The organism is Pseudomonas auratipiscis, assembly GCF_036324085.1.
Classification (GTDB): domain Bacteria; phylum Pseudomonadota; class Gammaproteobacteria; order Pseudomonadales; family Pseudomonadaceae; genus Aquipseudomonas; species Aquipseudomonas auratipiscis.
In genome coordinates this window covers 142621-157697 of sequence record NZ_JAZDCU010000006.1, presented here as the reverse complement: position 1 = coordinate 157697, position 15077 = coordinate 142621, and the positions used below count along the sequence as shown (strand labels likewise).

10 protein-coding genes and 2 tRNA genes are annotated in these 15077 nt (G+C 59.4%); 2 read left to right on the top strand and 10 right to left on the bottom strand.

Annotated features, from left to right (window positions below):
• Positions 1 to 28: 28 nt before the first annotated feature.
• The 8 genes from V0R60_RS10715 to V0R60_RS10680 all read right to left on the bottom strand — a co-directional run bounded on the left by V0R60_RS10715 (position 29) and on the right by V0R60_RS10680 (position 10223).
• A complete protein-coding gene (locus V0R60_RS10715) occupies positions 29 to 469 on the bottom strand; it encodes a YkvA family protein (protein WP_136475020.1) in 441 nt (146 codons plus the stop codon).
• Positions 470 to 750: 281 nt separating this feature from the next.
• Positions 751 to 1485 carry an FKBP-type peptidyl-prolyl cis-trans isomerase gene (locus tag V0R60_RS10710; RefSeq protein ID WP_136475019.1) on the bottom strand — a complete coding sequence of 245 codons (735 nt, stop codon included), beginning with the start codon at positions 1483 to 1485 and terminating at the stop codon, positions 751 to 753.
• A 227-nt stretch (positions 1486 to 1712) separates the two neighbouring features.
• A complete protein-coding gene (pcaQ, locus tag V0R60_RS10705) occupies positions 1713 to 2645 on the bottom strand; it encodes a pca operon transcription factor PcaQ (protein ID WP_136475018.1) in 933 nt (310 codons plus the stop codon).
• Between the two features lie 63 nt (positions 2646 to 2708).
• Entirely contained in the window at positions 2709 to 3071 is a 363-nt protein-coding gene (gene nirD / locus V0R60_RS10700; protein ID WP_330079651.1) for a nitrite reductase small subunit NirD, read from the bottom strand.
• Positions 3071 to 5626, bottom strand: coding sequence for a nitrite reductase large subunit NirB (gene nirB, locus V0R60_RS10695; RefSeq protein ID WP_330079650.1), 2556 nt, complete (start codon positions 5624 to 5626; stop codon positions 3071 to 3073). The genes nirD and nirB overlap by 1 nt, the downstream gene beginning before the upstream one ends.
• Before the next feature lie 272 nt (positions 5627 to 5898).
• Positions 5899 to 9690 (bottom strand): bifunctional nitrate reductase/sulfite reductase flavoprotein subunit alpha, encoded by a 3792-nt coding sequence (locus tag V0R60_RS10690; protein WP_330079649.1) that lies wholly within the window; start codon positions 9688 to 9690, stop codon positions 5899 to 5901.
• A gap of 367 nt (positions 9691 to 10057) precedes the next feature.
• A tRNA-Asp gene (locus V0R60_RS10685) sits at positions 10058 to 10134 on the bottom strand.
• Between the two features lie 13 nt (positions 10135 to 10147).
• A tRNA-Val gene (locus tag V0R60_RS10680) sits at positions 10148 to 10223 on the bottom strand.
• A gap of 160 nt (positions 10224 to 10383) precedes the next feature.
• Here V0R60_RS10680 and rdgC point away from each other — a divergent pair.
• Positions 10384 to 11304, top strand: coding sequence for a recombination-associated protein RdgC (gene rdgC / locus V0R60_RS10675; protein WP_136475014.1), 921 nt, complete (start codon positions 10384 to 10386; stop codon positions 11302 to 11304).
• Between the two features lie 162 nt (positions 11305 to 11466).
• Positions 11467 to 11784: a quaternary ammonium compound efflux SMR transporter SugE gene (sugE, locus tag V0R60_RS10670; protein ID WP_136475013.1), complete on the top strand. Its 318-nt coding sequence runs from the start codon at positions 11467 to 11469 to the stop codon at positions 11782 to 11784.
• 15 nt (positions 11785 to 11799) lie between these two features.
• On the opposite strand, the gene V0R60_RS10665 is transcribed toward sugE, so the two are convergent.
• The gene (locus V0R60_RS10665; protein ID WP_330079648.1) at positions 11800 to 13674 is read right to left on the bottom strand and encodes an MFS transporter; all 1875 of its coding nucleotides are present in this window, start codon (positions 13672 to 13674) and stop codon (positions 11800 to 11802) included.
• Positions 13675 to 13753: 79 nt separating this feature from the next.
• Entirely contained in the window at positions 13754 to 14899 is a 1146-nt protein-coding gene (locus V0R60_RS10660) for a TDT family transporter (RefSeq protein WP_330079647.1), read from the bottom strand.
• Positions 14900 to 15077: the final 178 nt, after the last annotated feature.

Genomic DNA, 15077 nt, shown 5'->3' with positions numbered 1-15077 from the left:
CACAAGGGTGTGCAGCGTACTGATGAAATTAGCCTTTAGTCTGCTCCAGGCGTAGCGCTTCAGGGGTATCGGGCAGGCGTTCGACAACCCGCAGTTTTTCCGGCGCCTGACGCTTGCGCCAGGCGCTGAACGCCGCCAGCTCATCAGATACAGCCTTCATTACCCAGGCCAGGACGGCGATATCATCCAGCATGCCAACCCCCAGCAACCAGTCGGGAATGGCATCCAGCGGGCTTACGAAGTACAGCAACCCGGCGACGACGGTAACCAGCGCCTTGGTGCTGATCGAGCGGTATTCACCGCGCCACCAGGCCAGGCACAGCGCCTGCATCAAGCGCACGTCTTCGCGCAGCTTGCCCAGCCGTGGGCCTTTGCGCGCCACGGCGAAAATCAACGCTGGCAGACGGCCACGGCTGAGCAATCGCTCGGCCAAGGGCAGAAAGCGGGCGAAATTCCACGGAGCTTTCATACGTCCTCCATCCCCACCGGGGAAATGTTATCCACAATTATTGTGGATAACCTTGTGAACAGAGCCACTTTTGGAGCTCAGGGCGCCCGCCCGGCAAGGGCCGGGCTTAAATCGGGCGTTTTTTACACACCTGTTTCAATTGCGCAAACGTTTTGCCAATCCTGCACCTTTTACACATGGGGTGCAGCTTTTCAGACCGTCTGAGCCCTACAGCGTTCGTATCGATTACACAAACAACAACGCCCCGTAGAGACGGGGCGTTGTCGGTACTGCAAGCGAATTTACTCGGCTGCAGGATCAGCTGGCGCCTCGGCGTCAGGCTTGGCCTGGTCCTTGATGCCCAGCAGTTCCAGTTCGAATACCAGAACCGAATTGGCCGGGATCATCGGGCTTGGGCTTTGTGCGCCGTAAGCCAGGTCCGACGGAATGAACAGCTTGTACTTCTCACCAACGTGCATCAGTTGCAGGCCTTCGACCCAACCCGGGATCACGCCGCTTACTGGCAGGTCGATCGGGCTGCCGCGCTCGACCGAACTGTCGAATACCTTGCCGTCGATCAGCTTGCCTTCGTAGTGAACAGTGACTACGTCGGTAGGCTTGGGCTGAGCGCCGTCGGCCTTCTTGACCACTTCGTACTGCAGGCCCGAAGCAGTGGTGACGACACCGGCTTTCTTGCCGTTTTCATCAAGGAACTTCTTGCCAGCGGCAGCCGATTCTTCGCTCATCTTGACCAGGCGCTCTTCAGCGCGCTTCTGCAAGGCAGCAAAGGCTTCGACCAGTTCTTCGTCCTTGATTTTCTGTTCTTTCTTGCCGACAGCATCTTCGATGCCTTGAGCGACAGCTTTAGAATCAAGGTCGTCCATGCCTTCCTGAGCCAGGCTTTTGCCCATGTTCAGGCCAATACCGTAGGAGGCTTTCTGTGCCGGAGTCTTGAGCTCGACGCTGGTCTGCGAATCGCAACCCGCCAGGACCAGACTAACCAGGGCAACCGCAGCCGCCAACCGATGCTGTTTCATGCTATTTCCTTGTTCATGCGCCAATAGGGCAATCGAGTAAAGCCGCGAGCTTATCAGGCGGCCACGACCAATGGCTACCGGCATGAGAGCAAGAAAAGCCGGATAAGTTCAGCCAAGTAAATCCATCTTCATACAAAGCTGCAGCCAGTGGCCAGTATTGACGGGGCCACGCACTTGGGCAACTTCTTCCAGCAGGTTTTGTAGCTGTTTGTAAGATTGCCAGGATTTCACGGGTAGCTGCCATCGCGGTACTGCCCTGCCACTTCGCGCAGCACTTCGCACAGCCAGCGCGTGGGCAAGCTCAACGGCAAAGCGGCATTGCTACAGATGCCTACCGAGCCGCCCGGCTCTTGTACGCCAAGGTCCAGCTCGCACAACTCACCGCGCCCCAGGTCGATGCGCACCGCATCCCTGGGTGCGACCCACACCGCGTCACTGCTTTGCACGTAACGCCGGCTCAAGGCGGGCGAAAGGGTTTCCAGGCGCTGGGCCGGCTGCTCGATGGCGCACTGGATAAACAAGCTGTCGGCATGCTTGCGAATAGTGGTGCCGGCCAGCGGTAGCACCAATGGGTAACGCCCCAGTTGGCTGCGCTCGACGGGCTGGCGCGCAAGCAACGGATGAGCCGGACGCACCACCAGTGACATCGACTCGCTGTACAGATGTTCGAACGATAGGCCCTGGATCTGCGGACTGTCGGTCATGCGTCCGATCACCAGGTCAAGCTCGCCGACATGCAGTTGCGCCAGCAGGTGCGCGCTGGGCCCGGTGGCGACACTGACTACCAGGGCCTGGTGACGTTGATGCAGGCGGCACAGCACCTCCGGCATCAGCAGGCTTTCCACCGTCGACAGTACACCGACCTTGACCTGTGGTGGCGCATGTTCTTCGCCACGCAAGCTACTCACGCCTTCGCGCAAGGCCTGCACACTGGGCCCTGCGTAGCGCATGAAGCGCACCCCGGCAGAGGTCAGTTCGACGCCCTGCTTGCTGCGCTCGAACAGGCGGGTCTGCAAAAGCGCTTCAAGCTCCTTGAGGGTCTTGGAAATCGCCGGCTGACTGATCGCCATGGCGTCAGCAGCCTTGGCGAAACTGCCCTGACGAGCGATTTCGAGAAAGCACAACAGGTGGCGGAACTTGATTCGGGTGTCGAGGTTCATCCGCGAAGTTTATCGAGGCCCTGACCCGTCTGCGACTGCTTTCGCCGGATGAACCTGTTGTTACTACATTCCGATCTCTACCTGGTCACCGCGAATCCGCACCGGCCATACTTGCAGCCCCTGCTGTGCATCCTCCAGGCAGTGGCCATCGCGGAGGCTGAAATGCTGTTTGTACAAGGGCGCTGCCACCACCAACTCGCCCTTGATGTGTCCGATCAGGCCGCGACCGATCACATTGGCGCCTGACTTGGGGTCGTGGTTGTCGATAGCAAACAGGGGTGTTTGCTCCTCGGGCAGGTAGAACAGCGCCACCTGCCGGCCTTCGAACCAGACAACCACGCCCGATTGCGCAACCAGGTCCTGGCGTTTGCACACCGTTTGCCAGTCTTGGGTTTGCAGGTTTACAGCAGCATTGGACAGACTCATCACAGCACCTCTTCAGTGGTCGGGATCAAGTGAAGCTCTGCGGCGGCAATGGGGCGGCGTTGACCACGCTCACGAACAAAGTGCACGCCGGGATCTGGGCGATGGTCATTGACGAAAGTGCGAAAGCGCTTGAGCTTCTCGGGATCCTTGAGAGCATTGGCCCATTCACATTCGTAGCGATCGACCACTAACTGCATCTGAGCTTCCAGCTCGGCAGCCAGGCCTAGTGAATCTTCGATAATGACCTGTTTCAGATAGTTCAAGCCGCCTTCCAGGCTCTCGCGCCAGACCGACGTGCGCTGCAATTTGTCGGCGGTGCGGATGTAGAACATCAGCACCCGGTCGATGAGGCGGATCAGCCCGGCATCATCCAGATCAGTGGCGAACAGCTCGGCATGCCGCGGACGCATGCCGCCATTGCCGCAGATGTACAGGTTCCAGCCCTTCTCGGTGGCGATTACACCAATATCCTTACTCTGCGCTTCGGCACATTCGCGGGTGCAGCCAGAAACCGCGAACTTGAGTTTGTGCGGCGAGCGCAGGCCCTTGTAGCGGTCCTCCAGAAGCAAGGCCATCTTCACGCTGTCCTGCACGCCGTAGCGACACCAGGTGCTGCCGACACAGGATTTCACCGTGCGCGTGGACTTGCCGTAGGCGTGGCCGGTTTCGAAGCCGGCTTCGATCAGCTCACCCCAGATCGCCGGCAACTCGTGCAATTGCGCGCCAAAAAGATCGATGCGCTGGCCACCGGTAATCTTGGTGTAGAGGTCGTACTTTTTCGCCACCTCACCGATGACGATGAGCTTGTCCGGGGTGATTTCACCGCCAGGAATCCGTGGCACCACCGAATAGGTACCGTTCTTCTGCATGTTGGCCATGAAGGTGTCGTTGGTGTCCTGCAGCGGCACCAGCGATGCGTCCATGATGGGCTGGTTCCAGCACGATGCGAGGATGGAGCCGACCGTGGGCTTGCAAATGTCGCAACCGACATGGCCGCGACCATGCTTGGCGAGCATTTCGTCAAAACTGAGGATGCCCTCAACGCGCACCAGGGCATACAACTCCTGGCGCGTGTAGGCAAAGTGTTCGCATAGGCTCTTGTCGACACTGACACCCCGGGCAATCAGCTCGTGCTCGAAGACCTGCTTGAGCAATGCCGCGCAACCACCGCAACCGGTACACGCCTTGGTCTGTTGCTTGAGGGCAGCCAGTTCGCCACAACCCTCGTCGATGGCGCCGCAGATCGCGCCTTTGCTGACGTTGTGGCAGGAGCAGATGGTCGCAGTGTCCGGCAGGGCATCGGCACCCAGGGTCGGCGCCCCGGACACTTGCGGCAGAATCAAGGCCGCGGGATCAGCCGGCAGGGCAATTGCATTCTGCACGTATTGCAGCAAGGTGTCGTAATAGCTGTTATCGCCTACCAGCACCGCGCCCAGCACGCGTTTGCCCGAGGCATCCACCACCAGACGGCGGTACGCCGAGTTGGCTTCGTCGATGAAACGGTAGCTACGCGCCCCGGGTGTCGCACCATGGGCATCGCCGATTGAACCGACGTCAACCCCGAGCAACTTGAGCTTGGTCGACATGTCGGCACCGTTGAAGCGTGCGGCCGCATCCCCCATCAGCGTCGCCGCAACGTTACGCGCCATGCTGTAGCCCGGTGCTACGAGACCGAACACGCTGCCGTTCCACGATGCGCATTCGCCAATGGCAAAAATCCGCGGGTCGCTGCTGCGACAGTCGCTGTCGATCACCACGCCACCGCGTGCGGCAATCTCCAAACCGCTGTTGCGCCCCAGGGCATCCTGCGGGCGGATACCGGCGGAAAACACGATCAGGTCGGTTTCCAGGAATTCGCCACCATCGAAGTTCATCCGGTAGCGATAATCTTCACCGGTTACCACCGCTTGCGTGCCACGCGAGACATGCACACCGACGCCAAGTGCCTCGATCTGCGCCCGCAGGGCTGCGCCACCTTCGCTGTCCAACTGCACCGGCATCAAGCGTGGTGCAAACTCGACCACATGCGCTTCGAGCCCCAATGACTTCAGGGCATTGGCAGCTTCAAGCCCCAACAAGCCACCGCCGACCACCACGCCGCGCCGTGCATTGGCAGCTGCCGCGCGGATGCCATCAAGGTCATCGAGGGTGCGGTAGACCAGACGCGACGCCCCTTCGCAGCCGACGACTGGCGGAACGAAAGGGTATGAACCGGTGGCCAGGATCAATTGATCATAGGGGTAGCGACCAGCCGACGTCAGCACTTCACAGCGGTCGCGGTCGATCTCCAGCACGGCTTCACCCAAATGCAGGCTGACGCCGCTGTCGGCGTACAGGCTCGCAGCACCCAGGGCCAAGGCTTCAGCGTCGCTGCCACTGAAATACTCGGACAAGTGAACACGGTCGTAGGCACGCTGGCGCTCCTCACCGAACACCCGCACTTCGAAACGGCTCAAGGCATTGCGCTCAATCAGTTGCTCAACGCAGTGATGCCCGACCATGCCGTTGCCGACGATGATCAACTTTTGCCGCTGGACGATAGTTTCTGCATTCATACCCGATCCTCACTCAAGGCCATTCACGGTGGCTGTGCTGCTGGGGCTAGCCCGGAAAAACAAAAAGGCGCCTGGAGCCGAAGCTCCAGGCGCCTTTGCCTGGTCGTTTTATGTAGTTCAGGGTGCAGATCGCCATTGACCCGCCAGAACGTTGTAACAGAGCAGCAGCACAGAGCGTGCCAACTGCCGAAGTCCCTGAAACCGCGGCCTGCGGTTACGACAAAGCGCACTTCCCGACCCAGCCTGGTGCAGCCCTCCCTCTTATGGGGCGCTCAATACACATCGCGCAGATAGCGCTTGTTGCGACTCATCTCTGCGACGTAGGCATCAGCCTGATCGACGTTCATCGCGCCATGCTTGGCAATCACCTGCTTGAGCGCCGCATCGACGTCACGGGCCATGCGCTCGGCATCACCACAGACATAAAAGTGCCCCCCTTCCTCCAACCAGCGCCAAAGCTCAGCGCCTTGTTCGAGCATGCGTTGCTGCACATAGATTTTTTCCGGCTGATCGCGGGAGAACGCGGTGTCCAGCCGATGCAAATGCCCTTCGCGCTGCCAGGTCTGTAACTCGTCCCGGTAGTAAAAATCACTGGCAGCCTTTTGCTCGCCGAACAGCAACCAGTTGCGCCCCTTGGCCCCCTCGGCCTGACGCTCCTGCAAAAACGCTCGAAACGGTGCGACCCCAGTACCGGGACCGACCATGATCACCGGCGCGGAGTTGTCCTTGGGCAAACGAAAATGGGCCGTCGGTTGGGTGAAAATGGCCACCTCGGCTTGCGTGGCGCGATCGGCCAAATAGGTGGAGCAAACACCTTTGCGCTGGCCGTAGCGAACGGTAGAGAGGGTCAGATGAACCTGGTCCGAATGCAGCTTGGGGCTCGAACTGATCGAGTACAGCCGGGGCTGCAAGGGTTTGAGCAGGCTCAACCAGGTTTCCTGGTCCCATTGCGGCTGGAAGGCATGCACCAGGTCGATCAGTTGTTTGCCCCACAGCCACGCTTTGAGGGCCGCCTTGTTCTGCGGCTTGAGCATATCGGTCAGCATTGAGTCGCCGCTATGCCGGGCGATGGCCTCAAGGATTGCCGGGGTAATGCGGGCAATTTCCAGGTGCTCGCTCAAGGCGCTGAACAACGCCATGTCGGCCTTGCCTTTAAGGCTGACAGGGCTGGCTCCCTCAAGCCCCGCCGCCGTCAGCAACTCATCCACCAGCGCCGGGCAGTTGCGCGGCCACACGCCCAAGGCATCACCCGCCTGATAGCGCATTTCGCTACCGGCCAAATCGAAGATTATCTGCCGTGTTTCCTTGCTCGCTCCTGGACTGTTCAGCAAGCGGTTGCCCACCAATCTGGTCGGCAACGGATTGTGCTTGTTGAAACCCGAGGTCGCCGGCGCTGGCATAGGCAGAGCAAGCAGCGGCGCCTGCTGGCCGAGCTTGCTGAGCAAGGCCTGCAGCCATTGCCCGGCGGGCTCGCTGAAGTCACCCTCGCAATCGACGCGTGCCAGCAGGCGCTGGCCGCCCACCTCGGACAAGCGCTGGTCCAGCTTGCGACCAAAGCCACAAAACTGCTCGTAGCTGGAATCGCCCAGGGCCAATACCGCATAGGGCAGCCCGGCACAGCGTTGCGAATGCTCGCCATGCAGGTCCTGCCAAAAACCGGCGCCTGAATCTGGCGCATCGCCGTCACCAAAGGTGCTGGCGATCAACAGCAGACTTGCGGGGCTATCGAGTTGCGCCAGCGCTACATCTTCCATGCAGCTCAACTGCACCGCCAGCCCCACTTCGCGCAAGCGCGCTGCGCACTGTTCAGCAAGGGCCTGGCCGTTGCCGGTTTGCGAGGCCCAGAGCAACAAATGCTGGTCTTGCGTCGAAACAGGCGGTTGCTCAATTTCAACTGCTTTTATGCGCTCACCTGCTACCCGGCTTAACGCCACTGCGCAGTATTTGAAAGCAGGTTGCAGCGAGTCAGGATCAACGGCGTCACTGGTCAGTGCGTTAATTGCCAGGTTTTCACCGTAGACATCATTCCAATGAAAGGGTGCAAAACAATTGCCCGGCAGCACCCGCGTGGTGATTCGTGCCGGTAATACCGCCTGGCCCCGTCGTGAACGTATTTGCACCTGATCTTTTTCAGCGATACCCAGGCGCGTGGCATCTTCCGGATGAATTTCCACAAAGGTGCCAGGGTCAAGCTTGTTCAGTGCGGCAACCTTGCCGGTCTTGGTCAGCGTGTGCCATTGATGCTGGACCCGGCCGGTATTGAGCACCAAGGCAAACTCATCATCCGGCAACTCGGCAGCGGGCAGGCACGGACGCGCAAAAAAGCGCGCCTTGGCGCTGCTGGTGGGAAAGGCAATGCTCGGCGTATGCCCTTGAACATCGCAGTACAGCGTCTGGCTGATGCCGTCGTTGCGATAGCGCAGCGAGCTGCGCGTGTCTGTGCGCCCGGGTTCGCACGGCCACTGCCGAGGCGCCTGGCGCAACGCGGTATAGCTGATCCCACGCACGTCGTAGCCCGTCGCGGGATTCCAGGCGCGGCGGATCTCATCGAATACAGCCTCGGCATTTTCGTAGCTGAAGGCCTCGGCGTACCCCATGGCACAAGCAACTCGGGCGATGATTTGCCAGTCTGGCAAGCTGTCACCCGCAGGCTCTACGGCCTTGTTCATCAACGTCAGGTTGCGCTCGGAGTTGATCATCACCCCTTCGCCTTCGGCCCAAAGCGTCGCGGGCAAAAGGATATCGGCGTAGCGGTTGGTTTCGGTATCGAGAAAGGCATCCTGGGTGATCACCAGCGCTGCCTTGCGCAATCCATCGATCACCTGTTGGCGATTGGCAACGCTGGCCACCGGGTTGCTGCAGATGATCCAGCACGCCTTGATCTGCCCTGCAGCCAATTGCTCGAACAACGCCACAGTGCCATCCCCTGCTTCACTGCGCAGGCTACCGGCAGGCACTTGCCAGAGCTGTTCGACAAAGGCCCGATCACTGTCGATCAAGGCCGACCGCTGACCGGGCAGGCCTGCGCCCATGTAGCCCATCTCGCGCCCCCCCATCGCGTTAGGCTGGCCGGTCAGGGAGAACGGCCCACTACCCGGCCGACAGATCGCCCCGGTGGCCAGGTGCAGATTGCACAAGGCGTTGGTCTGCCAGGTGCCATGAATGCTCTGGTTCAGGCCCATGGTCCAACAACTCATCCACTCCGGCGCCTGGCCGATCCAGTCGGCGGCCTGGCGAATGTCCGCCTCGGCAAGCCCGGTTATGGCCGCGACGCGCTCGGGGGTGTAATCCTCGAGAAATTCCGCCATGGCCGCCCAGCCTTCGGTGTAGCGCTCGATGAAGGCATGGTCACAGTGGCCCTTGTGCCTGAGTAGATACAGCAGGCCATTAAGCAGCGCCAGATCGGTGCCCGGCTTGATCTGCAGGAACAGATCGGCCTTGTCGGCGGTCGCACTGCGCCGCGGGTCGACAACAATCAGTCGAGCCCCAGCCTTGAGCCGATCAAGCAGACGTAGAAAAAGAATCGGATGACAGTCGGCCATGTTCGCGCCGATGACGAAGAAGACTTCGGCGCGATCGATGTCCTGGTAGCTGCCCGGTGGTCCGTCGGCGCCCAGTGATTGCTTGTAGCCACTGCTAGCGCTGGCCATGCACAGGCGCGAGTTGGACTCGATGTGTCGGCTGCGGATAAAACCTTTGGCCAGTTTGTTGATCAGGTATTGGGCCTCCAGCGACATCTGCCCGGAGACATAGAACGCCAGGGCGTCCGGTCCGTGCGCGTCGATGATTGCGCGCAAACGCAGCGCCGTCTGCTCGATGGCGACATCGATGGGGGTCTGCACCGGATCGCGCTGGCGTTCATTGCGCACAAAGGCGTGCTCCATGCGACCTGAATCGCACAGCGGCAGATGCGCGGTCAGCCCTTTGGTGCACAAGCGCCCGAAATTGCTCGGATGCTGCTTGTCACCACTGATCTTGGTTACCCGGTTGCCCTCAACCGACATGACAATGCCACACCCAACCCCACAATAAGGGCAAACGCTACGCACACTGGTGCTGTTCATCTGCCGACCTCCTGCTTGCGCAAACAAAAAGGCGCCCTGCTGCCCCGGCTCGAAAAAACAAGCAGGGCAACACGGCGCCTTTGTCGTGAACGGGGCAATCTGCGTTGATTGCCGAATGCTCAAGCTAAAGCAAGGGTCGCGCCAGAACCGCAGGCGCCGCATGAGCCCGCGATTTGCTCAAGCGCGCAGCGCAACTTTTGCACTGCCTTGGGTATGCGCGCACCAACTCGGCCCATGCTGGCACGGAGAAAGCAATGGCGTACCAGCGTGCTGGTGGCGTCTGGGAAAATTCCAGGCACAAAAAAAGCGACCCTAAGGTCGCTTTCTTTGTTGCTTCAGGGTGTTCAGTGGGCCCTGAAGCTAAATATGGCGCAGCGGACGGGACTCGAACCCGCGACCCCCGGCGTGACAGGCCGGTATTCTAACCGACTGAACTACCGCTGCGCTATACACTGAGTGGTGGGTGATGACGGGATCGAACCGCCGACCCTCTGCTTGTAAGGCAGATGCTCTCCCGGCTGAGCTAATCACCCTTCGTCTCGGTGTGGCGCGCATTCTACGGAGCACCGAACACTCTGGCAAGCACTTTTTTAAAAAAATTTTTCAGGCGTTCCAAAGACTTAGCGCGGGGTTGGCCTTGGGTGCCTGCTCGGAGAATAATGCCTGCCTATGTATTAAGGAGAGCTTCACCCCATGTGGTTCAAAAACCTGCTGACCTACCGCCTGACCCAGGATGTCCCGTTCGATCCCGAAGCACTGGAAACCGCTCTGGCCAGCAAGCCGGCGCGCCCTTGCGCCAGCCAGGAGTTGACCACTTATGGCTTCGTCGCCCCATTCGGCAAAGGCGAAGATGCTCCACTGGTTCACGTCAGCGGTGACTTCCTGCTGATCGCTGCGCGCAAGGAAGAGCGTATTCTTCCAGGCAGCGTGGTACGTGATGCGGTGAAAGAGAAGATCGACGAGATCGAAGCTGAACAAATGCGCAAGGTCTATAAGAAGGAGCGCGACCAGATCAAGGACGAGATCATCCAGGCTTTCTTGCCACGTGCCTTTATTCGCCGCTCGATGATCTTCGCTGCCATCGCCCCCAAGCAGGGCCTGATCCTGGTCAACTCGGCCAGCGCCAAACGTGCCGAAGACCTGCTCTCGACCTTGCGTGAAGTCATGGGCTCGCTGCCCGTGCGCCCGGTAACCGTAAAAATTGCCCCGAGCGCAACCATGACCGATTGGGTCAAGACCCAACAAGCAGCGCCTGACTTCTATGTACTGGACGAATGCGAACTGCGTGACACCCATGAAGACGGTGGCATCGTGCGCTGCAAGCGTCAGGATCTGACCAGCGACGAAATCCAGCTGCACTTGGGTACCGGCAAGGTAGTGACCCAGCTGTCACTGGCCTGGCAGGACAAACTGTCGTTCGTACTCGACGACAAGATGGTCATCAAACGCCTGCGCTTCGAAGAACTGCTGCAAGACCAGGCCGAAGAAGACGGCGGCGAAGAAGCCCTGGGCCAGCTCGACGCCAGCTTTACCCTGATGATGCTGACCTTTGGCGATTTCCTGCCGGCGCTGTTCGAGGCATTGGGCGGCGAAGACATTCCGCAGGGCATATAAGCCTAAAGCTTCAAGCACCAAGTGAAGGCATGTCCTGCGTATTCCATGCCTTTACTTGAAGCTTGAAACTTGCAGCCTTAAGCTGCCGAACGGTGAGGACGACCTCACGACGCAACGCGTGACCATTACGGGGACGGCCCCATCATTCGATGGAGATACTGCATGTCCTGGATCATTCTGTTTTTCGCCGGCCTGTTTGAAGTTGGCTGGGCTGTCGGCCTCAAGTACACCGACGGTTTCACTCGCCCTTTGCCCACCGTGCTGACTGTCGCTGCCATGCTGGTCAGCCTCGGCTTGCTCGGGTTGGCAATGAAGGAGCTGCCGCTGGGCACCGCGTATGCGATCTGGACCGGGGTTGGTGCGATCGGCACGGTGATCGCCGGAATCATCCTGTTCGGCGAGTCCATGGCGTTCATGCGCCTGGCCAGTGTTGCCCTTATTGTCGCAGGTCTGGTCGGCCTCAAGGTCAGCGCCAGCTGACCTTGAGCTCGCCTGTTAGCGCACGTCGCCACGCAACTGGCTGACCCGCTCGCGCAACAGTGCCGGTTCTGCTGTCTCTACCGGGATGGCAGCACCGGCTACCAGGGTCACCCGCGACCATAAGCGGTGAAAAAAGCCCTTGGCCGGATCACGGCTGAAGAAACTTCCCCACAAACCCTGCAAGGCCATCGGTATCACCGGTACCGGTGTCTGCTCGATGATTCGGCTCAAACCGCCCTTGAACTGATCAATCTCGCCATCGCAGGTCAACTTGCCCTCGGGGAAAATACACACCAGCTCGCCTTCAGCCAGATAGGCGGCAATCTGCTTGAACGCCTGCTCATAGATTTCCGCGTCTTCGTTGCGTCCGGCAATAGGGATGGCGCCTGCCGTGCGAAAAATGAAATTGAGCACCGGTAGTTGGAAGATCTTGTAGTACATGACAAAGCGAATCGGCCGACGCACTGCGCCACCTATCAACAACGCATCAACAAACGACACATGATTGCACACCAGCAGTGCCGCTCCTTCCTCCGGAATTTGTTGCAGGTCTCGATGCTCGACCCGGTACATGGAATGGCTGAGTAACCAAATCATGAAGCGCATGGTGAACTCAGGAACAATCCGGAAGATGTAGGCGTTGACGCCGATGTTGAGCAGCGACACCACCAGGAACAGCTGGGGAATGGTCATCTCCACCAGGCTCAGCAGCACGATGGTGACAATTGCCGACACCACCATGAACAACGCATTGAGAATGTTGTTCGCAGCGATCACGCGGGAGCGCTCATTCACCGCGGTACGCGATTGGATCAAGGCATACAGGGGCACGATATAGAACCCACCAAATACCCCCAGGCCCACAATCGACAGCAGTATCCACCAGGCCTGAGTCATCCCCAGAAGCGTCAACCAGTCATAAGGCGTCGCTGCTGTGGGCACATCCCCGGAATGCCACCACCAGAGCAAACCAAACAGGGTCAGGCCAAAGGAGCCAAAGGGCACCAGGCCGATTTCCACCTTGTGACCGCTGAGGCGTTCGCACAGCAGTGAACCCAGGGCGATGCCGACGGAAAACAGGGTCAGCACCAAGGTGACCACGGTTTCGTCACCGTGCAACCAATCCTTGGCGTAGGCCGGAATCTGCGTGAGGTAGATGGCCCCGACAAACCAGAACCAGGAGTTGCCGACAATCGAGCGAGACACTGCTGGTGTCTGCCCCAGTCCCAAACGCAAGGTGGCCCAGGACTGGGTGAAAATGTTCCAGTCCAGCTTCATCTGCGGCGACGCTGCACTGGCCCGTGGAATCCACTGGCTGGACAGATAACCGAGCACAGCCACCGCGACCACCGCCGTGGCAACCACAGGCGCATAGTGACTGCTGGACATCATGACCCCAGCGCCGATGGTACCGGCCAGAATCGCCAGGAAGGTGCCCATCTCCACCAGGCCATTGCCGCCCACCAACTCCTGCTCTCGCAGGGCTTGGGGCAGGATCGAGTATTTGACCGGCCCGAACAGTGCCGAATGGGTACCCATGGCGAACAGCGCCAGGAGCATCAGCGCCAGATGATTGGTGAGAAAGCCGATGGCGCCCACTGCCATGATGCCAATTTCGGCCAGCTTGATCAGTCGAATCAAGGCGTCCTTGGGATACTTCTCGCCAAACTGCCCGGCCAGGGCGGAGAACAGGAAAAACGGCAGAATGAACAGCAAGGCGCAGAGGTTGATCCAGATCGAGCGGTCACCCTCGATGGCCAACTTGTAGAGAATGGCCAGGATCAACGATTGCTTGAACAGGTTGTCGTTGAAGGCCCCGAGCGACTGGGTAATGAAGAATGGCAGAAATCGCTTTTTGCCAAGAAGACTGAATTGCGAAGTTTGACTCATCGTCCGTGTACCTGAGTGGGGCTTTGTCATTGGAGGCACGCAACCCGCACAAAGCCACAACCACCCAGGTAATTACAACCTACTTATGTAAGCTGACAATGCACGGCGAGGCGAACAACTCACCACGCCAGGCGCCGCGCAAGGTCAGACTGAAGACCATCAACCACAAGCCGACCAGCGCGACCACCAACACCAGCCCCATGTGTTGGAAGAACGCCAGTCCCAACCAGGCACCGAGTTTGAGGGTGGCCAGGCTGTAGACACCCAGCGGGAAAGTGAAGCCCCACCAGCCCAGATTGAACGGCATGCCATGGCGCATGTAGCGCCAAGTGATCAGCACCGCTGTGAGCAACCACCACAAGCATGCGCCCCATAGCACGATCCCGGCGATCAAGCCCAGGCCTTGAGCGATCTCCCCCAGATTGCCAAAGCCGTTGGCGGCAAATATCGCGGGTGCATCAGCCCCCAGTAGCAACATGCCCAGGGCGCCGGTACCGATAGGGCCGAGTGCCAGCCAGCTGGACGCCGCCATGTTGGCAGCAGGTAATTTGTGCAAGGCCATGCGCAGCATGAGAATGGTCAGAATGCTGAAGGCCACTGGCAGCGATACCGCCCACATCACATAACTGGTCACCAGCACCTGAAACTGGCTGTGGGCATCGACCAGGTGCGGCGCCAACTGACCGCCACTGGCAGCAGCAACCTCCGCGGCGACTACTGGCAGCAGCCAGACAGCGGTCATCTGATCGATGCTGTGCTCCTGGCGGGTGAACATCAGGTAAGGAATCGATACCCCGCAGAGCAGCGCCAGGCCAACATCGAACCACCACATCGCCTCGATCCAGGGCACGATCCCTTCGCCCCAGCGATCAATGCCAAATAGCAGGCATCCATTGAGGATGGTCGCCAGGCCCATCGGAATAGTGCCGAAGAACATCGACACCGTTGAATGAGCAAAAATCTGTCGCGCCTCATCGAAGAACATGACCCAACGTGCGACGTACAAGCCGCTGAACAGTAAAAACAGGGCAATGGTCAGCCACCACAGCGCCTGCGCCAGACTCTGCAGATTGCTCATACCTATTTGCATGAGAGCCAGGGACAACACCCCGGTGCCCATGGTTGCAGCGAACCAGTTGGGGGTGAACTGACGGATAACCTCACGGGGATGCGCCAGGTGGCGCAGGGGTCTGAGGGGCGAAGCGTTGTGTTGCAAGCACGGCATGATCGAGGTCTCCTGTTGGTCGGTGACGCAAGATCATCCTAGGACGAAAAATAATATCTATAAAATGGGTATTTTATCTATCTGTTATCTATTTTACAGATGTATAAATCCTCTGTTCAGGCGTTGTTCACCGAGCGTATGCTTCACCGTTGTCGGCTTATCGCAGTAACAACAAGGA

Excerpts from the sequence above, each read along its gene's own strand:
- V0R60_RS10715 (WP_136475020.1), bottom strand. The coding sequence starts at position 469 with ATGAAAGCTCCGTGGAATTTCGCCCGCTTTCTGCCCTTGGCCGAGCGA.
- V0R60_RS10710 (WP_136475019.1), bottom strand. The coding sequence starts at position 1,485 with ATGAAACAGCATCGGTTGGCGGCTGCGGTTGCCCTGGTTAGTCTGGTC.
- pcaQ (WP_136475018.1), bottom strand. The coding sequence starts at position 2,645 with ATGAACCTCGACACCCGAATCAAGTTCCGCCACCTGTTGTGCTTTCTC.
- nirD (WP_330079651.1), bottom strand. The coding sequence starts at position 3,071 with ATGAGTCTGTCCAATGCTGCTGTAAACCTGCAAACCCAAGACTGGCAA.
- nirB (WP_330079650.1), bottom strand. The coding sequence starts at position 5,626 with ATGAATGCAGAAACTATCGTCCAGCGGCAAAAGTTGATCATCGTCGGC.
- V0R60_RS10690 (WP_330079649.1), bottom strand. The coding sequence starts at position 9,690 with ATGAACAGCACCAGTGTGCGTAGCGTTTGCCCTTATTGTGGGGTTGGG.
- rdgC (WP_136475014.1), top strand. The coding sequence starts at position 10,384 with ATGTGGTTCAAAAACCTGCTGACCTACCGCCTGACCCAGGATGTCCCG.
- sugE (WP_136475013.1), top strand. The coding sequence starts at position 11,467 with ATGTCCTGGATCATTCTGTTTTTCGCCGGCCTGTTTGAAGTTGGCTGG.
- V0R60_RS10665 (WP_330079648.1), bottom strand. The coding sequence starts at position 13,674 with ATGAGTCAAACTTCGCAATTCAGTCTTCTTGGCAAAAAGCGATTTCTG.
- V0R60_RS10660 (WP_330079647.1), bottom strand. The coding sequence starts at position 14,899 with ATGCCGTGCTTGCAACACAACGCTTCGCCCCTCAGACCCCTGCGCCAC.